Below are 18,693 nucleotides of genomic sequence, written 5' to 3'. Positions count from 1 at the left end.
GGATGTCTTGGCTGAATAACATGAAATGATTCAATAAAAAGAACCGCTAATTCCTAATGAATTAGCGGCTTTCTAATTAAATGTACGATTGAGTAAGAGCGAGAACTAATGAATGAATGGATTTTCCGGTATTGATTTGGTGTTAATCCAGTATATTTTTTAAATATGCTTGAAAAGTAACTTTGATCACTGAAGTGAAGGAGCATACAAATGTCCGTCACAGAATGTTCAGACTGGATAAGTAATTTCTGGGCTTCTTTTATTTTTTCATCTTGAATATATTTTCCAAGCGGTTTGTTGGTTTCTTTTTTAAAAAGCTGTGACAAATAAACGGGATTTAAATGAACCATGTCTGCCAAATCCTTTATAGAAATCTGTTCAAAAGTATGATTGAATATATAGTTTTTGCAAAATTTAACTACTTTAGAATGATTATTTCCTCTGTTTTCATTCACACGATCAACTATTGAATATAAGAAGTTATCTCCAATCGAGTAGACTTTTTGTAGTTCGGAAGTTTCTTCTACTTTTTGAATGCTAACATTACTCATCGTATAAGCAATTTCAGGATAAAGCCCACCGTCAATTGCTGCTCTTGTTGCAAGTGCAATAGAGATAATTGTTTGATTTTTAATGTTACGAAGGTGACTTTTTTTCGAAAGCAGACCCACACCTTCAATTTTGATTGTATCAAAATGTTGCAGTAGCTTTTCCTTATCTCCTTCTTTTACATATTGCCAGATTTTCTGTTCGACCCGATAATCCATATGAAAAGAAGCCTCAAGACGGTGGTGGCGTACTAATTGTTCAATATGGGTTGGTTTAATTTCTTCAGAATACATTAATTGAGATCTGACTAACTCTTCTTCAAGCGGTTCTTGGCATATTAAATAATGTGTCAGGAAGCAAAGAGACAAAATTTGTTTTTGGTTTAACCATTCTAATTGACTGTAATAAAGAAGCAACTCTTGCTGATAAGTAGAAGATATTTGATAGTCATGCATAATACCATTTACTATTTCCTCAGTAACCTCGTAGGAAGAAAAAGGTCCAATTATTATTGTTTCGATTGAAGACGAATGAAATACAACGAACGTTTCCAGATAGGTTGTTGTTCTGATTAAGGGTAAATTTTGCTGATCTTCAGGCAGAATGAGCCGGTTTATAAATTCTTCTATTGAGTGAAAAAGAGGATGTTTCAGATGGTCTCCATTTCTAGAAATATGATTCGTTTTATTGTTTAAAATAAAAATTGGAACATTATACGCATCACATATTATTTTAGAGATGAGTTCTAAGTTTGGTTTCAATATGGGCACCGCCTTATTTTATAGAAAATAAACTGATTTTATATATTTTTGCTATAAAGTATATAAACTACATACAATGATAGTTAAAATACTTACTTTAGTAGCTAATCGTTCAATTTCACTTGAAAATAGTGACATTTGTAGTGAAAAAAAGAGGATAGTAGAGCGAATTTCTTTAAGCTCTTCTAACCTCTAAAATTTTATAATTAAAATAGTTGGTAAAGAACTTTCTTTATTTAAAGCTTAGGTATTTATTTTAGAATAAGATTTGACCGCCAGCGCAATTAATCGTTGAACCGGTTAATAACTTACCGTTGTTCATAGCAAAAATCATTGCATCTGCGACTTCTTCTGCTGTTGCTGAAATATTTGGAGGTGTTATAAATGAATAGCCATTCCAATTTCTTCAGTTAATGTGACAGCAGCACTCGCAGTAATATTTGTTTGCATATTGTTTGGTGCAACATCTACAGCATAAATGTTTTTAGATTGATAATCCTGGCCAATTGATTCCGTTTAACCATCCACAGCATGTTTTGTAGCGGCGTATAAACCGTTATAGGCAGTTTGCTTGAATGAATTGTGCCGAATTTTTCAACAGCTCTTTCAACATATGCTTTTACGTCTTCTTCATTTGATACATCTGCTTTTACAAAAATTGCTTCAGCACCTAATTCTACGCACATATCGACTGTTTTTTTGCCCATCTATTTCGTTAAAGTCTACAATGACTAATTTATATTGCTCTTTCGCTAATTTTAAAGCTGTGGCACGACCTAAACCTGTTGCTGCACCTGTAATTACTACTACATTACTCATTTTTGTTCCTCCTTCAACTTATACATTACTAGAATGTATATCTAGCTAGAATTATAGTGATAATAGTAAAATAAAGAACAACATCATAATGTTTAATGTATGTTATCCAACGTTTTTTTGTGATATTGTTGGATTAAAAGGAGGTTTCACATGCAAAAACAGGACTTACGAGTAATCAAAACTAAAAAAAATTTATTTAATAAATTACTACAACTTCTTCAAACAGATGATTTCAACGATATCACCGTCACAAAACTATGTGAACATAGTGAAATAAATCGTTCAACATTTTATACACACTATTCGAATATCGATGATTTATTTGAAACACATATGATCGAAATTATGAATAAACTTAATGAAGAATACAAAATGGCCTACAATCGAATTTATTTACTTGAACATGATGGCTTAACGAATGTCTTTCAACATATATTAGATAACCGATATTTCTATGACATTCTTTTTTCTGAGAAGATTCCAACAAAATTTACTTCACTATTCATCCAACACTATATGAAATTGCCTAAAGAAATCATTTCTAAAACTGTCCGAAGTGAAATCGACTATGAGCTTTACCATACATTTTGTGCCAGTGCGACAATGGGGGTAATTAATCATTGGCGTAAGACTGGCTATGCTAAAACCCCCTTACAAATGAGTACTCAAACAATGACATTTTTCTCTAATGAACTATAATTAATGGATTAATTACAATTAGTAAACTATTAAACCGACATAGAAATGTTACTTGGTCTCAATCCAGCTATCCTATAAAGGCACGAATATTGTTAAATCAATGTCCGTGCTTTTTTATGAGGAATATTTTTGAAAATCATTTTATACAGGTGGTTGAAACGGTTGATGCAACAGTGTTTGTATTGGCTAGCCATGTTCTTCATCTTTGTCTATATTATTTATCTTTGTCACATCTTCTGATGCTACCGCATAAAATGTTCTTCAATTATATGGCCCTATTGTTGAACACTAGTTAAACAACACTCCACAACTAACCTGCTTATGACGTTCTAAGTGTTTCTAACTACTGAATTATATTCTTAAATGATCAGTATTTTAAGTGAGCAACAATCTATACTAAAACAGCCATTTTCTATGGCCCCCGTGGTCTAGGACCCCTGCGGAACGCCTCCCGCTTTAGGCTACGTCTTCCGCCAAAACCCTATAATCCCCTTACTTATAATTAGTTTTTATACACTTTCGCGTATAGTATGTAATGTTTTATTTTTAATTGATCTATTATTAAAAGACTATAAAGAAACGTAGTCATCACACTCGGGTATACTGTACTACAGCGGCAGGCCGTCTTTGAAGATTAAGGGAATTCGTTTACTTAAAATACCAAGTGAGAAAAAAATAATCGCAATAAAAATAAGCATGAATCCCATTTGATCAACTCCTTAAGTAAACTATACCAAAAAAAGGACGACAGATGGAAAGTGTCATCTCTCAAGGACAGATGGAAAAAAGAGGGCTTTGCCCTCCATATGATGGTGTAATGTTAATCTGAATAGGCAACCGCATTAAAACTTTCTATTCCTATTCGGGTGGCATCCGCTGTGCAAAATAAATATAAGGTATACACCAATTCATTTGATGGTGGTAGAGGGACATTGTAATCGGATGCATTAATGGTAACGACCTGTACAGCGTTTGGGTTTGCTTCGGAGACACTAACAGAGTAAAGGGCGTAAGCAACAGGAGAGTCGAGAGTGCCTCTAACAATAGAAATAGCAATAACGGAATCAAAAGGTGGAGTAGTGGGAAATGAAAGCTCAGCAATCCCTGATAATTGTACACGCATATTTTCCCCAGCGCCCGTCACGTCTAAGCCAAGCTCTGCGATGGCAACAGGAGTATTGGCTGGCAAGGGAATTGAGATCGTATTGCCGTAACTTGCGTTTTGAGATGTTCGAGCATCTAACAATCTAGTCATTATCTCATCTCCTTTTTTGGATAAAGAATTTGCAAGCTGGAAATATAAAGATACATACAGTGCAGGATCTGGATCGGTTGATAGAAGGGCTATTAAGCTTTAGAAGAATAAGCTGTAATAATCTAACACGATAAGGTCAGACCTATGCCTATTTTCCCAAGATGAAGTCAACAGCCCAATCTTTTTGGTTAATTGCACAATAAGCTACTTTGACTAGACTTTGGAGGTGATCATTAATTATGTTTCGACATTATTATTGGCAAAAGAAAATGCATCGGAGAAAATTTAGAAGATGTGTAGTTAAAAAAGTCAAAGTTTTACCGAAAGTTATTGTTAAAGGGATCCGAGGACCTCAAGGACCTCAAGGTCCTCAGGGAGCGCAGGGACTGCCGGGTCCACAGGGAGTTCCAGGTGTTCAAGGCCAGCAAGGGCTACAAGGCTTTCAAGGAATTCCCGGACCAACAGGACCCGCAGGAGCAGCAGGACCAGTGGGACCCGCAGGCGCAGTTGGGCCAGCAGGACCAGTGGGACCCGCAGGAGCGGTAGGACCCACAGGAGCAACGGGGGCAGCAGGGCCAGCAGGCGGTGGGATATCAGATTTCTTAAGTGTTTTCCGAGCAGATCCTGGTACGGGAACTGACACAGTTCCGGGTAACACACCAATTACCTTTACTGGAGTTTTGGCTAATGTTGGTGGTGCTTTTACTTTCACTCCTCCATCTACAACGATAACAATCAACGAAACGGGAAGCTATCTAATAGATTTTACAATTCATAACCAAGGTGATGCTGCCTTTAACCTTACCGTAAATGGAATCCCAGTTACCCCTGTTCCCTTCACGGGTAACGGTGGCGGACCAATTTCGGCAGAAGTCATTATTACTGTAGGGGTCGTTCCTACAACTATTCAATTGGTAAATGCAAATGCAACCCCAGCCCAACTTCATAACTTTACCAATACTACTCTTACTATATTAAAGTTGACCGTTTAAGCCATTTTTAATGATATATAGAACATTATATGTAGCCGCTTTAGAAAAGACTGTACGATTTCATATCGTCAGTTTGTCTAATTCACTCATAGTAAGCAGACGTATTTATGGGGGAGGGATTGTATAGCATGGCAAGAGAACGTAGTGGCAGTAATAAGATCGATTAAACACTATCACTACTCCAAAGCCTATCTTTAAAGTTAAAATGGTAAATCCGCAGTAACATTGTAAAAAACAATGATATTATTCAAACATAGAAATATGAATGCTAAGAAGGTTAGGAAACTTTTCCTACCTTCTTTTTGTTGTGACATTAAAAAAAGAAATTTATTCGCTCGAAAATCAATAGTAAATCTGGATAAGTCAGACGTTATTCTGTATTTATAGAAGTTTGCAAATGTATTCCATCCGGCATCGGTTAGCGTCAAATGATGGGCATTGGTAGGGCGACAGTTTCAAGTGACTCCAATTAGTGGGGCATTTTTAACTGGCTGTCAAAAAAGCATCAGCGGGCGTACATAATTGACCTGACTAAGTTACAATATCACACTTGAAGATTTGCTGGAGTTGCCTGTATCTGTATCGCACACAAGTTCACCAGTGGGAACGTGATCAATATCTGTGTGCTTTACTAAAAAGTGAAACCCCTTGGCGCTCTAGGGAAATGACCCATTGGTGAGATAAATCAAGACACCTTCAAGGTAAGTGGAAATTCTCTTTTTGAAAATGCCATAGTGGTAGGCGTAAAGGCATAGCATAGTAAAACAGCAAAGAAAAATTGAATCATGAAGCTAAAGATTGCTGACAAATTGTCGAAAACATCAGTAGTTCTTCAACATTAGTCATTAGAGAATCCAATGTGGCTAAGACAAAGAAGAAATTAGACAGTGTTGAGAAGGCTATAGCTAACTATAAGTCCTTCTCTTTTTCTTCCGAATTAGCATGGTCAGGAAAAGGAGGACAGGCAGAGCAATCTGAAAGATAGGCCAGACTCGAACCAAGGCTACATGAAGACCGAACCACAAAAATTCGGTTAAACTAGGGGAGAGGAACGTAAAGGCGTATATAATGATGCTTAGCAACAGTAAAGCAGGCTTATATCTAAAGGGGGTTATCGTTTGAAGCCCAATGACGGCACCAAACATAAAACCAGCCGTTTTGACTCCGATTCCAATAAATAGAATCATCGAAAACAGGACATCAGCTCTCTCAACGATCTTCGGAAGCTGAATTAGTTGAGTAACCTCAAATAAGGGATAGGTGCTTGATGCTGCCCATTCCGGACCTAGAACCAGGATTGTTAGTTCATTCATTACAATAAGGAACGTAGCAGTGATCCAGTAAACAATGATGATCGATCGCTGTAATTTACGTTTATCCGTGACGATCTTGAACAGGACAAGAAAAAGAATCGTCTGCCCGAAGGGAAAAGACATGATCTCGGGAATGGCAGCCTTCACTACGGGAGTTAAACCGTTCTCCAATACAGGAAACAAAAATTCAAAGTGAATGAGTCCCGTAAGAGGAGTAAGCACTAGTATGGCGGCATAACCAAATGCCAATAGAAGAAGAAATATATGACATAGAAGGAACCAGACTCTCGGTCCAAACCAAACCACATCGGCACAGACGATTAACGCTATAAATGTAATGACTTCAGTAGGGGTTCTGTTCAGCAATGTCAATGCGCCGAGCTCCCCCATGTCCCTAACACTCCTGGAAGCTTCGTAAGCAAAGTAACTGATGAACAGAAGCCCACCCAGACTACCAACCCATTTTCCCCAATAATGACATAGGAGCTCGTACAAATCCCGATGTGGTTCAAGTTTATGTATGGATAAATACATGATTAGCAGCACAAAGCCTGCAAGTGCACCGATCAACATGGCTAGCCATGCATCCTGTTTGGCTTTACCTCCCAATAGGAATAATGTTGTACTGCCAACCTGAAACAACGAAAAAGCGATAGCTAACCCGGATACCTTGGTGACGGTTTTACTCATACTTTTTAAGCCCCTTTATACAAAATGGGTTAGGTTTGACTTCCGATATGCTTCTGTAGGAGTCCAGGACGCTGAATCCGGGCATCTACTCGAATGTCCAGTTCTATCTTTTTGAACTCCTGCTCCCAGTCTTTTTTCACCATCTCCCACTCCTTTGGGAACCTTCGGTGAATCCGGTCAGCAAAACCCGTTACGTCTACACCCAGTTCCTGAAGTTTAGCCCAGCCCTCATTTATCGTTTTGGTCACTTCTTTTGAAATTTCTTTTTCCAGATCATGTATGGCCTTCGTCTTGGAAATATCCTTAGTGCAAGTAGTTTCATTTAAGGTCCCGTTAATTTTAACTTCAACCTGTATAGTGTAATGAGAACTTGTTTTTCTGGGTGTAAGCTTTACATTAGCAGAGTTTACTAGTAGGGAAGAGTACATTTCTCTACTAGGTTGTTCGCCGCATGGGAACGAAACTTCAGTGTTGTTAACCTTTTGAGACAGATAAGATACTCCCAGACTCTCTTTCTTGTTGAGAAACCCTTTGAGTTTTCCGTTTTGGAACACCCCCAATTTAGTCAACGCCAGCCTGAGCGGAGCCGAGGTTTTTTTAAAAACATCGAGACTCTCTGCTTCCTGCTCGTTCTGATGGTCTCTTTCTCCGATCAACTCGGCGACTGGTACTCCAATGGATTTGGAATCCGAGTTCATGCTTAATGCGAGATCATAAACCCTAACTTTCGGAAACAACGATAAAATATCGCTCTCTTTGTTGACCAATTCAGCCATGGCGGCGCCTTGAAGTTTTTCAGGCGGCAATAATTTCTTTAATAGATCGGATGCTAGTCCGTCCGTTACAATTATATTTACCATCTCCCTCGCTTCCGTATTACGAAGATAAAAATCGATTAAACGGTCCATTCCTTTCTCAGCCGCTCTTTTACCGATAAATACAACACGATTATGTGCTACGTAAATTCGTCTTGATGTTTTTAAATTGCTGTACGATAACGCCTGGTTATAGGTTTTGGACTTTACAGAGAATACATGGGATGCTGGTTGAGAAGACCCTCCGGTTCCTCCTCCGGTACCATTTGCAATGGCAGAGGGAACAATAATCTGATAGGACACCATCCACTGTCCGTCGTCCATCATATCTACTCCTGTAGCCGCAGTTACCCATAGCTCATTCAGTTCGACTCGGTTCCAGCAACCCGCCAAAATAAATAAAATGGCCAATACCAAAATAAACCTGCCTAATTGAGACATACTGGTTCCTCCTTACGCCATGGGATCTCGGCCATGTTCCCCTGCCTGTTCTGCATATGATTCCTGTTTCGTTGCCTGCTTTACTGGATTGGAATCTCCAATCATTACAGGCCGCTTCTTCATCTTCCACCTAGGTACACGCACAAACAGGTCTTTCATATTGCTCTTATAGAAAGGTGCTAGCGGCATCATGTAAGGAACGCCGAACGAATTCACAGATACTAATCGAACGAGGATGGGAACCAGGCCCGCCAAAACGCCGTATAACCCAAATAAACCTGCTAACAGCATGAGTCCAAACCTGAGCAAACGAACAGCCCCCGCCATATTGATGGCAGGTAGCACAAAGTTGCAGATGGCTGTGAATGATACCATAATCACCATAGCTGCGGAAACCAAACCCGCCTGAACGGCAGCTTGTCCAAGAACCAAAGCCCCAACGATAGAGATTGCAGGCCCTACGGCACGCGGCATTCGTACTCCTGCTTCGCGGATAACTTCGAAGGTGAGCTCCATTAGCATTGCCTCAAGTAGGGTTGGTAATGGTGTATTCTCTCTCTGTGCAGCCAAAGTGATGAGCATTGTTGTAGGCAGCATTTCCTGGTGAAACGTAGTTGTTGCAATAAAGAACGCGGGTAAAAGCAATGCCAAGAAAAAGGATGCCATCCGAACGATCCGAAGAAAAGATGCCAGATCATAACGCTGGTAGTAGTCTTCACTGGATGAGATGAAACGAAAAAAGGTTACGGGAGCAATCAGGGCAAATGGGGTCCCATCAACTAATATCGCTACTTGCCCTTCAAGCAAGCTGCCTGCTACAGTATCCGGCCGCTCGGTGTTAACCATGGTTGGAAAGGGTGTCCATACCCCATCTTGAATAAATTCCTCGATATATCCACTTTCGAGAATACTATCAGTGTTAATGGAATCTAACCGTCTGGAGATTTCCTTAACCACCTCTGGATCTGCAATGCCTCGAACATATGCTACCGATACCTTCGTCTGCGTGTATGATCCGATAATTCGAGAATCAAAGTGGAGTTCAGTTGATTTGATCCTTCTCCGGAGGAGTGCGATATTGGTGGAAATATCCTCGGTAAACCCCTCTTTAGGACCGCGAATTACTGTCTGCGATGTTGGCTCCTCAACAGCTCTTTTAGCCCCACCACTGATAGAAGCAGCAAAGGCCTTGGAGCTGCCTTCGACGAGGAGAGCAACCTGTCCATAAAGAACGGCGTGGATAAGTGCTTGCTGATTTTCAAGACAAGTTATACCCCCAATAGGGATACGATCCATCAACCAACTTTCGACATTACGATCAGAGACATCTCCATTTCGAATACCCGCAGTGAGCTCCTCCAGCAGTGTTGTTAAAATTTGCTGATCGATCATGCCTTGAAGAAAGCCTACAGCGAGAACCGGATTGCCCTGTTTATCGTTCAAACAACGAAGAATGAAATCCGCGCTATGTCCTATTTCCTGCTTCAGCAGGGTCACGTTGTCCTTAAGCGTGTCACTCAGCTCCTTGGATAACTCAGTCGACTTTTCATCATTAACTGGTTCAGAGCTCGTGCCATTTTTGGATCGTGAAGGCTGCTTAAACAGCCATTTTTTTAACTTGTCAACCATAGCAATACAGTTCCCTTCTAGATAGCGGTTAACTGTAATATGTTGCTATTCCACGATTTATATGTACGGGCCTTCCAAAAGATGCTTGCATATCAATTCATTGCAACTATGTTTACAATAGTAGAAGCCCTATTAGTGGCATACGGCAAAAATAGTTGGCCGGCATAGACATAGTCTAAGAGAAGGGCTTGCGAATGTCGTTTTTGTATTGGATGAATTCGTTGTAGCCAAAGACCTTCACTCAGAGTTTTTAAAAGATGAGTCATTTCGAATGGGGGTATCTCCAGATCATCTGCTGGCATCTCGTTCCTCATTGATCGTTGATGACTTTCACAGAGAACAAATTTGGTTGCTTTACCATGGGATTTACCGGATATATCATTTTCTGCGCAAATGCTCTGGCATCGGGAAAAGTGGATTTTCCCATCGATGGCTGCCCTAATACATGTTGCAAAGAATGAATTAAAATCAAATGAAGCATCTGGCTCATAAGAGGAGCACTTGCGAAGTTATTTAAAGCACAAAAAGTCCTCCGGAAATCAACATTTAAATACATTCTTGCCAGATGTCATTTTTCGTTGTCTACCGTGAGGGAGGCAGAGCACTTAAATATTGCTTTTTGATAGCTGTCCACTTGACAGGGGTCACTTCAGATTGGAGAGGTTTTTTACTCTTTTATAAGGGTAGACGATATTATGGAAGCAAAACCCGCTGTAGAATAATATAGCTCTTAGTCTTAGTGAAATAACTATTAGAATGCCCCCAATAGAAACAAACGGCAGCCATGGATGAGAAAATAAATCCTAGACTACCGATGTTCTATTGAACTATTGTGTCTCTAAAGTTCAATTTCTTCCCTTTTCATAAAAGTTGTTGTGCAAAGCTTTCTGCCGTTGAATCATGTCTTACTCCAAGTCACTTTGTGAAATTCTAATCCCCACCGAGTTCAATCGTTTTTGTGGCGACACGGTCATGAAATTCCCGATCATGCTCCACAAATACAATGGTCGGAGTGTACTCAAGCAGCAGCTCCTCAATTTGCATCCGGGAAATCACGTCGACAAAGTTGAGCGGTTCGTCCCAAATATGGAGATGAGCCTCCTCACATAGGCTTTTCGCGATCAGAACCTTCTTCTTCTGCCCGCCGCTAAACGCCGATATATCCTTTTCAAACTGGATGCGGGCGAAATCTAGCTTACGTAACACGGCCTTAAATAAGCTTTCGTCAATTCTGTGCTCTGCTGCATAATCGGAAAGCGTTCCTCGCAGATGAGAAGTATTCTGGGATACATAGGAAACGCGAAGCTGGGGCTCCCGCTGAAACGTACCTGTATAATGTAGCGTCTCATCGTTCAGCAGGCGGAGCAAGCTAGACTTACCTGAACCATTTGGACCTGAAATTGCAATCCGATCTCCTGGTTCGATCGTCAGACAAATGTTCTTGCAAACCGCTCTTTCCCCGTAGTAAATCGTGACGTGATCCAGCATAGCCAGTTCCGATTTGGGATATACGAGCTGAGAGATCGCAAGGCTTTCTGACTGTTCGATATTTCGGAGCAATTTCGATTTTTCCTCTAATGCGGCGTGTTGCCGCTGTTCGATGGATTTCGAGCGTTTCATCATTTTCGCTGCCTTATGCCCGACGTATCCCTTGTCAAGCTTGGAGCCGGAGTTTCGTGTGCCGTTTTTCGATTTTTCGGTCTCGAAAGACCAGCCGCTAGTACGTTTAGCAGAAGTAGATAAACGCTGTATGTCTTTGTACAGCTTTTCGTTTTGTGCCATTTCGAACGTATCTTGGCGAGTTTTGTTCGTCCACCAACTGGAGAAGTTGCCTTTTTGGATTTCGATATTCGTTTTGTTGATCGATAGAATATGATCCACACAGCGGTCGAGAAAAGCCCGGTCGTGTGAAACAAGAATAAAACCGCGCTTCGTATTCAGATAATCGGCGACAAGCTTGCGTGCGTGCAAGTCGAGATGATTGGTCGGTTCGTCGATGAGCAGAAATCGATTGTCTTGGATGAATAGCACGGCCAGCAATACCTTCGTCTGTTCTCCTTGGGACAGCGATTCGAATGGCCGGTACAACACGTCTTCTGAAACCTTAAGCAGGTTCAGTTCGCGCATCAACTTCCAGCTCTCATAGCTTGGCACGATCTCTTCGACGACGTCTAAGGTCAAATACTCCGGGTGTTCGACGGGGAACGGAAAATAATCAAAGGCGACTGGTGTGGAGATCGTACCGCTGTATTCGTATTTCCCCTGCAACAGGTTTAAGAACGTCGTTTTCCCACGACCGTTTCGCCCCGTAAAGCCCAACTTCCAGTCTGTATCAATTTGAAAATGAACATTTTCGAATATGGGGTCATAGCTGCCTGGATAGGCAAAAGTAAGATTGGTTACCTGAATGGTGGGCATGGTAGTCATCCTTTCGTTTGGAAATAAAAAAGAGCCGCAAGAAAGGTGCTATCTTGCGGCTCTAATCCATACGAGGAAATACGGCCCCATTCCAAGGGGCCGTATGACTGTCCGGAGAGGGAGCGCAAACGAAACGCAGACCTTTCTTGCAGAGATGAATAAAACGACCACAGCCGATCGCTGAGTCCGTTCTTTTCGTGATCTCAAAGCAAGAAAGTTCTACATGTATCCGTTCAACTCCCGTCATCAAATTACATTCAGTTTATCACAATAGTAATTTAACTACAACCTGCTAGTCCTGTTAGGCTGAAGCTTCGCGTAGTTCGACATGCTCCTTAGATTGATTACTGTTATTCAACTATCCTACTCGTTCATATTAGGTTAATAACATATGGGTTTTTAATATCCGTAGCGTTATAGTAGCAGAACCAATTTAAGATATAAGTATAAAAACCTCTGATAACTCAGGGGCTTATTTTGCATCTTGAGGAGGTGACGAAACCCGTGGCAAAAATAAAATCCACATTGGATATACAACTAGATCTGACCAGACCGATTGAAGAATTGACTGAGGTTATTTCTGCTGCCATTGCTTCACAACCAGCACGCCGGAAAGAAAAATACTTAAAGAATTGTATATAGTATTGGGGATGTTGCTCGCGCTGGTCATTATTGATTAAGTGACCGGATTATTTGCCGCTGGCGCAGAAGGTAAGAAGGGAACCGGACCCGGCTTAAAAAGCAAGATTGGTCTTATCTGTATCGCTCGAAAGGTATTTATTTTTGCAATGGTAGCAGTATCCCCTCTGATTGATGGCGTCTTAGGCGATTCGCATCTTTTCCGGGATGCAGTCGCCTATTTTTATATGGCAAATGAGCTGCTTTCGATTGCTGAAAATGGCGGCAGGCTTGGTGTGCCAGTCCCGTCGATCATTCGGCAGGCTGTGGAAGTTTTAAAGAGTAAAAGCGGAGAAAAGGAAGGTGACGGGGAAAATGAAGACAAGGAAAAAAGGTAACGCGCAGGGGATCGACGTATCTCGCTATCAGGGCAATATTGATTGGAACGTGGTCAAGGCGGACGGTATTTCATTTACCTTCATTAAAGCAAGTCAGGGGCAACGTTATGATGATCCGACATTTCTCACCAACGCAAAAGGGGCCAAGGCAGCAGGCGTGTTGCTGGGTGCCTATCATTTTTTAGATGCCACCAGTGTGACGCAGCGAAAGGGGGAGCACGACATTTTGCTGATGTGGTGGATCAGGTAGGCGGTGCAAAAGCGCTGGACCTTCCTGCGGTGATGGATTATGAAAACAACTCCAGCAAGCTGTCCAAAACGCTTATTAATGCTGTGGCGTTGGCCTTCCTGCTCGAACTGGAGCGGATTACAGGGCGCAAGCCCATTATCTATACAGGCAATGCATTTGCAGCTAATTTTAGCGCCTCTTTGGTCGGTTACCCACTATGGATAGCCCGGTATAGTGATACTCGCGTCCCAAGCGATACAGTGACGTGGAAGCGTTGGGATATTTGGCAATACAGCGATAGCGGCAAGGTGGCTGGGATAAAAGGAAACGTGGACCTGAACGAATTTGATGGTAATACGGTCGAGCTGCGTAAGCGATTCGGCGCTGTCATGCCTGTACAGGAGACAGAATCCGTTACATCCGGTACATTCTGCATTAATGGCAAAGAAGTAGGGACAGCACTTCTGTATGGCCCCAGAACCTATGTACCGCTGCGCTCTTTGGCAAATGCCTTGGGCTTATCTTATCGTTGGGACAACGCCCGCAAGGAAGCCTATTTAAATGGGTCCAAGCTGCAAACTGTCCAACTTGTAGAGGGTACAGCGTATGTGCAGCTCAGGCCAATTGCTGATGCTTATGGGGCGGTAGTGTCTTGGGATTCAAAGAATAAAATCGCATCGTTGAAAACGAAAGGGGAAAAGTAATCATGCAAACAATTATAGAAACTGTACAGCCTTATGTAAATACCATTGTCACAGCCGCTGCGGGTGTGCTTACAGCATTTGTTTTAGGAGGTCTGAATAAACTCAAAACTAAGGTTAACGTGTGGCTAGAAGCGCGTACAACGGCAGCACAGCGCGAGGTAATCCATAAAGTAGCAGGAGAGGCATTCGCGCTTGCTCAAACAGCATTTAAAGAAGCGGGGGGAGAGCGTAAGCTTCAGGAAGCGTTACAGTATACTACATTGCGCTTGGCAGAACAGGGCATTACTGTGTCGGCAGTAGAGATTCGATCCGCAATAGAAAAGGCATATCTGGAGTATAAGGCCAAGACAAAGTCAGTCTTAACTAATGAAGAAGCACACCCGAGTTAAGAAGCAACACAAGCGGCAGCTAAAGAGACAGTATCTTCTTTGGTTGCTAAGGTGACAGAGATACTTACACGGGCTACTGAAAAGGTTCCTAGAAAGGATGAGCCATCATCGTTTTGAGAGGTCGCTATAGGAAAGGAAACTCACAGGATCGGCAGTAAAACAAAGTGAACTACCCTGCTTAAACTAGCAGGGTGTTTTTTTCTTGAAAATATGTGATTGACAGTTTGGTCTTTCTCTAGGAAAATTGTGGAATGAGCAGTAATTAAGGTTACGATGATATAGAGAAAGGCTTTTTAATTATGAGCATACCAGATTTTTTTGATAATTATCATTTGCCAGATGGGGTTCACGAATGTACAATTGAGGAAATAGAACAAAGGTTCTTGTTTTCTCAAAAAAGGAGAGAACTGTGGAAACTTTTAAACAGATGCTTAACCGTCTTATTGGATTAGGGTTACAGCCATCAGCTATTCTAATTGACGGGAGTTTCGTAACCGGAAGATCAGAGCCAGGTGATGTGGATTTTGCTGCTTTAATTAAACCGGAAACAGTCATGGAGGCTATGCAAACGATTGACGATCATGATAAAGGAGCAATTATGCTCTTCATGAGTCCAGAAAATCAAGTACCATTGAGAAATCTTTTCGGCGCGCATTTACTTCTAGCAGATAATGAAGATTCGTTAAGTTCATGGGCAGACTTCTTTAGAACTGGTGGAGTCAATGGCAGGTTGAGAGAGCGTGATAAGGAAAGAGATCCTGATTGGGTAATAATTCCTTCTGCAAAGGGTATACTAAAAGTGTACTTAGATGGAGGCGAAATATAATGAATAACATCGGCTTGCCAGAATTGATGCAACAATTAAAAAAGGCTCAAGATAATTTAGAGCGTATTCAATCTGCATATGCAGATCAAGCTGATTTACTGAGTTTTTATGAGCCCTCTGCTTCGTTTTTGGTGAAAAGCTTAAAACATCAGCTGAGTGAATTTTTAATAAAAACAACTGGATTTGGTTTAGCAGTTGATGACGATATAGATTTATGGATTAGAATTGAGGGAGAAGAATTTCAGGGCGGAAAGGGACCTATTGGGGTCGTAGGCTCCTTTTTAAACAAACTGAATGTTGCCAATAAGTTCGCTTATAGTGTTGTCTCTAAAATGAAGGAATTCAAACTTACTGATCAAGTATCCGATTTTTCAAGTGCTTTTGATCTTGCAGCTACTGGAAATGGAAGCTTGAAATTGGGACTTAAACGTCCAGGATTACATTTTAATACTGACAGAGAACAGTTAGATTTATTTAGCTTCTCAGAGAAGAGTACTGAGAATTGGGACATTCTCAAAGAAGGTGCACAACATAACGAAGTGTTTACAGATTCAATCAATCTCGTCCTGTCAGCGATAGCTTCAGCTGAAGACGAAGCCACTTTTGAAAAATTATCACAGGATTATGACAGGAAGGATATCTTAAAGGTTATACATTTTGCAAAAGAATTGGTTCCCAGTTCACAATCAAGTATAGATGCAATTTCATTTGAAGTTGAGCATTTAGCATTTCCTAAAAAAATAATACGTACCAATAAAGAAACGAGAAAGCTACTTTCTAATCAGGCGAAGAAACTCATTCCTGATAAAGAATTTATTCATGGAAAAGGTATGATAAGAGCTGTTGATCTGGATGAAAAAACAATCACTTTGAGACCTTTAGAGTATGAGGATACAAAGCACGAAGAAGTAAAATGTATATTCTCCAAAGGTATAGATAAAAGAAAGCTTCAATCTCTTTTGGATAAGCCGATTAATCTGGAAGGATTTCTTGTATTCTCTTCAAACGATAAGTTGTTAAGGTTAGAAGTTGAAAAGTTTGAATTATCTAGAAATCTAGAAAGTGAATTCAAGGTTGACTAATAGTCAGACATTCTTATGACTCTTTGTTTTATAATTTTACTGGCGACCCAAATATATGTTGTCTAAACTAGGGGCTGACCTATGCACTATTATTATCTAATCGATTAGTTAATGTTCAAAAAAAGATCTACTGCCATAACTGGGGCGGCAGATCTTTTTCGTGAAAGGAAACTCAGTGCCTTTTATCAAATATCTATATTAAGCCTAACACTAGGAATCTTGCATGAATTATTTACGGAATCACCCAAACCAATTATACTGTTAACAACACATACGGAAGCACCGTTGTGCAATCCGAAAGCATCGGTGATACCCTACTGGCATACGCTGGTGGGGTGTTTTTATGTTTTATAGGTGGTGCTATTGCGAAAAACAAATAAAGTATTTTCTTAGCCTAAGCACTAAGAAAATACTTTATTTAATGTCTGTTTAATCTTCAGGTTTCAAAAAAACTTTATAGGTTACATCATGAGCTACCGAGCTTTGAGTGCTTGGGCTAGCATCAAAATTATAGTCGTACGGGTTTGTATCAAAACTATACATAACATCTAGCACACGATAAAGTTTATTATTCCATAAAATCATTTCTCCCTTTCTTGGGACAAAAGGCAGGGCAACCAGGTCAAAATTTTCAGCGTAGTAGCCCTCTTTATCATTTAATACAATTGCTAATTCGATAACTTTCAATTCCTCACCTCTCAAATGTAGAAATACTCGTTAATTAATAACTACTACTCTTGGAGGCGAAAAGCAAGATGCAGGTCCATTATCTGTATAAAGTTGAGCAACTCCGCCGACTGTGTAAGTCCCTGGTTGACTGTATTCCCATGTTTGAGAGAGAGTTACTCCCTTAGTGTTTGGCCCCTTAAAAGTGGTTGCTTCCGTCCAACCGGCTCCCGTTTTAAAAGAAGCATTGACTTCTCTTATATATGAGTCCGTTGCAATACCCCACTCCACCGTTACAGTTCTTCCATTCTTAGTTACATTAAACGATTTGGTTACCCATACAGGTCCTACTACTGATTGGGGATTTACTTTGGAATTTGAGGAATCAGGAACTAATTCTGAAGAAGATGGTTCGACTGATAAGGGCTGAGCTTGAATAGAATTTTCGACTGATGAGGACTGATCTTGAGTAGGGGTGACGCTTTGGGCTGATACCGGGACAACTAATAGCACTGAAATTAGAAAGGATAAAAATAGAGACGACAGTTTTTTACTCATTTTAATACGCACCTCTTCCAAATTATTTTTATACTAAATCCTTAAATATAAGGATGAATTAAACCATTAATGGAATATATAGATAATATCTTCTATATCATTGTAAACGCATCTTTCTATTAAATAGAGTTGTAGATTTTTGTCAACAACGCCTATGTGACGCCAGTGGGCGATATAGCGCTGCGTAGATCTCGTCCGGATCGGAGAGAGCTGCCGCGTTCCAGATGCTCGGGCTTTAGCTCGGGTCCGCATCCACTTTTTTAGCAGCATTCAATCAGCTCCCGTGCAAATAGCTCAATTCAATTGGAGCTTGAGCCTTGAAGGTGGCTATAGCCACCCTAATAAAGTATCCAAAGGATCAAGAGTAATTGAAACGCACCAGATCGAATACAGAAAAAGGCAGGAGGAATAGAACTCTCACTGCTCTTTTTTTTGCTTTGAACAACGAACGCTTGTCTGCATATAATATTTGCAGAGGTGATCAGCATAAATCATACATATAAAGTGTTAAAGTCGGATGTAGAACTATTTGCAGCTGCATTAAGCCAGGTAAAGGTGTACGTTGTTCAGTTGTTGGGAGAGGATTTTATATCGGTTGTAGACTATGGCGGCACTATAGAAAGGTTTTCGGCTGATTCGGTCAAGATTGCTGGAGCTTATTACATACGGAACCAGTTTGAATTTAGAGTAGATGTGAAAAAGGACTCCACCGGCATATAGTTGGTAGGGTCCTTTTTATTGTTTTGCCCCGAATTCATGTAAGTTATGCGGAAAGTTCGTAGAAGACATTAGTTGCATAACATATTGACATATGGTTAATTTTGATGAAAAATGAAGTATGT

At 40.6% G+C, this 18,693-nt stretch carries 17 protein-coding genes and 2 pseudogenes; 9 read left to right on the top strand and 10 right to left on the bottom strand.

Annotation, left to right across the window (positions count from 1 at the left end; translation table 11 throughout):
• Positions 1 to 53: 53 nt before the first annotated feature.
• From NSQ68_RS14145 to NSQ68_RS14135, 3 genes are all read right to left on the bottom strand, one after another.
• Positions 54 to 1,310: a helix-turn-helix transcriptional regulator gene (locus NSQ68_RS14145; RefSeq protein ID WP_342426314.1), complete on the bottom strand. Its 1,257-nt coding sequence runs from the start codon at positions 1,308 to 1,310 to the stop codon at positions 54 to 56.
• 467 nt (positions 1,311 to 1,777) lie between these two features.
• Positions 1,778 to 2,017: a hypothetical protein gene (locus NSQ68_RS14140; protein ID WP_342426313.1), complete on the bottom strand. Its 240-nt coding sequence runs from the start codon at positions 2,015 to 2,017 to the stop codon at positions 1,778 to 1,780.
• On the bottom strand, positions 1,974 to 2,129 hold the full coding sequence (locus NSQ68_RS14135; protein ID WP_342426312.1) for an SDR family NAD(P)-dependent oxidoreductase: 156 nt from the start codon (positions 2,127 to 2,129) through the stop codon (positions 1,974 to 1,976). Before NSQ68_RS14135 ends, NSQ68_RS14140 begins: the two co-directional genes overlap by 44 nt.
• 150 nt (positions 2,130 to 2,279) lie before the next feature.
• Here NSQ68_RS14135 and NSQ68_RS14130 point away from each other — a divergent pair, with 150 nt between their 5' ends.
• Positions 2,280 to 2,828 carry a TetR-like C-terminal domain-containing protein gene (locus NSQ68_RS14130; RefSeq protein WP_342426311.1) on the top strand — a complete coding sequence of 183 codons (549 nt, stop codon included), beginning with the start codon at positions 2,280 to 2,282 and terminating at the stop codon, positions 2,826 to 2,828.
• Between the two features lie 820 nt (positions 2,829 to 3,648).
• On the opposite strand, the gene NSQ68_RS14125 is transcribed toward NSQ68_RS14130, so the two are convergent.
• Positions 3,649 to 4,083 carry a hypothetical protein gene (locus tag NSQ68_RS14125; protein WP_023989036.1) on the bottom strand — a complete coding sequence of 145 codons (435 nt, stop codon included), beginning with the start codon at positions 4,081 to 4,083 and terminating at the stop codon, positions 3,649 to 3,651.
• A 239-nt stretch (positions 4,084 to 4,322) separates the two neighbouring features.
• On the opposite strand from NSQ68_RS14125, the gene NSQ68_RS14120 reads away from it, so the two are divergent.
• Complete coding sequence (locus NSQ68_RS14120) at positions 4,323 to 5,075, top strand: collagen-like protein (RefSeq protein WP_307345758.1); 753 nt, start codon at positions 4,323 to 4,325, stop codon at positions 5,073 to 5,075.
• A 905-nt stretch (positions 5,076 to 5,980) separates the two neighbouring features.
• On the opposite strand, the gene NSQ68_RS14115 is transcribed toward NSQ68_RS14120, so the two are convergent.
• From NSQ68_RS14115 to abc-f, 4 genes are all read right to left on the bottom strand, one after another.
• Positions 5,981 to 7,078 carry an endospore germination permease gene (locus NSQ68_RS14115; protein WP_342426310.1) on the bottom strand — a complete coding sequence of 366 codons (1,098 nt, stop codon included), beginning with the start codon at positions 7,076 to 7,078 and terminating at the stop codon, positions 5,981 to 5,983.
• A gap of 29 nt (positions 7,079 to 7,107) precedes the next feature.
• Complete coding sequence (locus NSQ68_RS14110) at positions 7,108 to 8,334, bottom strand: Ger(x)C family spore germination protein (RefSeq protein WP_342426309.1); 1,227 nt, start codon at positions 8,332 to 8,334, stop codon at positions 7,108 to 7,110.
• A 12-nt stretch (positions 8,335 to 8,346) separates the two neighbouring features.
• Complete coding sequence (locus NSQ68_RS14105; protein ID WP_342426308.1) at positions 8,347 to 9,963, bottom strand: spore germination protein; 1,617 nt, start codon at positions 9,961 to 9,963, stop codon at positions 8,347 to 8,349.
• Positions 9,964 to 10,893: 930 nt separating this feature from the next.
• Entirely contained in the window at positions 10,894 to 12,381 is a 1,488-nt protein-coding gene (abc-f, locus tag NSQ68_RS14100; RefSeq protein ID WP_342426307.1) for an ABC-F type ribosomal protection protein, read from the bottom strand.
• Positions 12,382 to 12,885: 504 nt separating this feature from the next.
• Between abc-f and NSQ68_RS14095 the strand changes: the two genes are divergently transcribed.
• The 6 genes and pseudogenes from NSQ68_RS14095 (at position 12,886) to NSQ68_RS14070 (ending at position 16,627) form a co-directional block, all read left to right on the top strand.
• On the top strand, positions 12,886 to 13,023 hold the full coding sequence (locus tag NSQ68_RS14095) for a hypothetical protein (protein ID WP_307345750.1): 138 nt from the start codon (positions 12,886 to 12,888) through the stop codon (positions 13,021 to 13,023).
• Positions 13,023 to 13,397: pseudogene (locus NSQ68_RS14090) on the top strand (phage holin family protein); the annotation flags it as partial. The gene NSQ68_RS14095 and the pseudogene NSQ68_RS14090, both read left to right, overlap by 1 nt.
• A pseudogene (locus NSQ68_RS14085) lies at positions 13,375 to 14,330 on the top strand (GH25 family lysozyme). The pseudogenes NSQ68_RS14090 and NSQ68_RS14085, both read left to right, overlap by 23 nt.
• A 2-nt stretch (positions 14,331 to 14,332) precedes the next feature.
• Positions 14,333 to 14,719: a phage holin gene (locus tag NSQ68_RS14080; RefSeq protein ID WP_342426306.1), complete on the top strand. Its 387-nt coding sequence runs from the start codon at positions 14,333 to 14,335 to the stop codon at positions 14,717 to 14,719.
• A gap of 409 nt (positions 14,720 to 15,128) precedes the next feature.
• Positions 15,129 to 15,545: a hypothetical protein gene (locus NSQ68_RS14075; protein ID WP_342426305.1), complete on the top strand. Its 417-nt coding sequence runs from the start codon at positions 15,129 to 15,131 to the stop codon at positions 15,543 to 15,545.
• A complete protein-coding gene (locus NSQ68_RS14070) occupies positions 15,545 to 16,627 on the top strand; it encodes a hypothetical protein (protein WP_342426304.1) in 1,083 nt (360 codons plus the stop codon). The genes NSQ68_RS14075 and NSQ68_RS14070 overlap by 1 nt, the downstream gene beginning before the upstream one ends.
• A 429-nt stretch (positions 16,628 to 17,056) precedes the next feature.
• Here the strand turns inward: NSQ68_RS14070 and NSQ68_RS14065 are convergent, their stop codons facing one another.
• Positions 17,057 to 17,314, bottom strand: a complete 258-nt coding sequence (locus tag NSQ68_RS14065) for a hypothetical protein (RefSeq protein ID WP_307345739.1) — start codon at positions 17,312 to 17,314, stop codon at positions 17,057 to 17,059.
• A 30-nt stretch (positions 17,315 to 17,344) separates the two neighbouring features.
• The gene (locus NSQ68_RS14060; protein WP_307345736.1) at positions 17,345 to 17,851 is read right to left on the bottom strand and encodes a hypothetical protein; all 507 of its coding nucleotides are present in this window, start codon (positions 17,849 to 17,851) and stop codon (positions 17,345 to 17,347) included.
• A 486-nt stretch (positions 17,852 to 18,337) separates the two neighbouring features.
• On the opposite strand from NSQ68_RS14060, the gene NSQ68_RS14055 reads away from it, so the two are divergent.
• On the top strand, positions 18,338 to 18,571 hold the full coding sequence (locus NSQ68_RS14055; RefSeq protein ID WP_342429120.1) for a hypothetical protein: 234 nt from the start codon (positions 18,338 to 18,340) through the stop codon (positions 18,569 to 18,571).
• The last annotated feature ends 122 nt before the right edge of the window (positions 18,572 to 18,693 follow it).

It is taken from the genome of Paenibacillus sp. FSL L8-0158, from assembly GCF_038592965.1.
GTDB classification, from domain to species: domain Bacteria; phylum Bacillota; class Bacilli; order Paenibacillales; family Paenibacillaceae; genus Paenibacillus; species Paenibacillus polymyxa_D.
Note: the sequence above shows the minus strand (reverse complement) of the source record. Positions and strands in the feature narration are given on the sequence as shown.

Bases quoted from the DNA above. Each gene is read 5' to 3' on its own strand.
- NSQ68_RS14105 (WP_342426308.1), bottom strand. From the start codon at position 9,963: ATGGTTGACAAGTTAAAAAAATGGCTGTTTAAGCAGCCTTCACGATCC.
- NSQ68_RS14115 (WP_342426310.1), bottom strand. From the start codon at position 7,078: ATGAGTAAAACCGTCACCAAGGTATCCGGGTTAGCTATCGCTTTTTCG.
- NSQ68_RS14135 (WP_342426312.1), bottom strand. From the start codon at position 2,129: ATGAGTAATGTAGTAGTAATTACAGGTGCAGCAACAGGTTTAGGTCGT.
- NSQ68_RS14070 (WP_342426304.1), top strand. From the start codon at position 15,545: ATGAATAACATCGGCTTGCCAGAATTGATGCAACAATTAAAAAAGGCT.
- NSQ68_RS14120 (WP_307345758.1), top strand. From the start codon at position 4,323: ATGTTTCGACATTATTATTGGCAAAAGAAAATGCATCGGAGAAAATTT.
- NSQ68_RS14140 (WP_342426313.1), bottom strand. From the start codon at position 2,017: ATGGGCAAAAAAACAGTCGATATGTGCGTAGAATTAGGTGCTGAAGCA.
- NSQ68_RS14130 (WP_342426311.1), top strand. From the start codon at position 2,280: ATGCAAAAACAGGACTTACGAGTAATCAAAACTAAAAAAAATTTATTT.
- abc-f (WP_342426307.1), bottom strand. From the start codon at position 12,381: ATGCCCACCATTCAGGTAACCAATCTTACTTTTGCCTATCCAGGCAGC.
- NSQ68_RS14125 (WP_023989036.1), bottom strand. From the start codon at position 4,083: ATGACTAGATTGTTAGATGCTCGAACATCTCAAAACGCAAGTTACGGC.
- NSQ68_RS14080 (WP_342426306.1), top strand. From the start codon at position 14,333: ATGCAAACAATTATAGAAACTGTACAGCCTTATGTAAATACCATTGTC.
- NSQ68_RS14060 (WP_307345736.1), bottom strand. From the start codon at position 17,851: ATGAGTAAAAAACTGTCGTCTCTATTTTTATCCTTTCTAATTTCAGTG.
- NSQ68_RS14110 (WP_342426309.1), bottom strand. From the start codon at position 8,334: ATGTCTCAATTAGGCAGGTTTATTTTGGTATTGGCCATTTTATTTATT.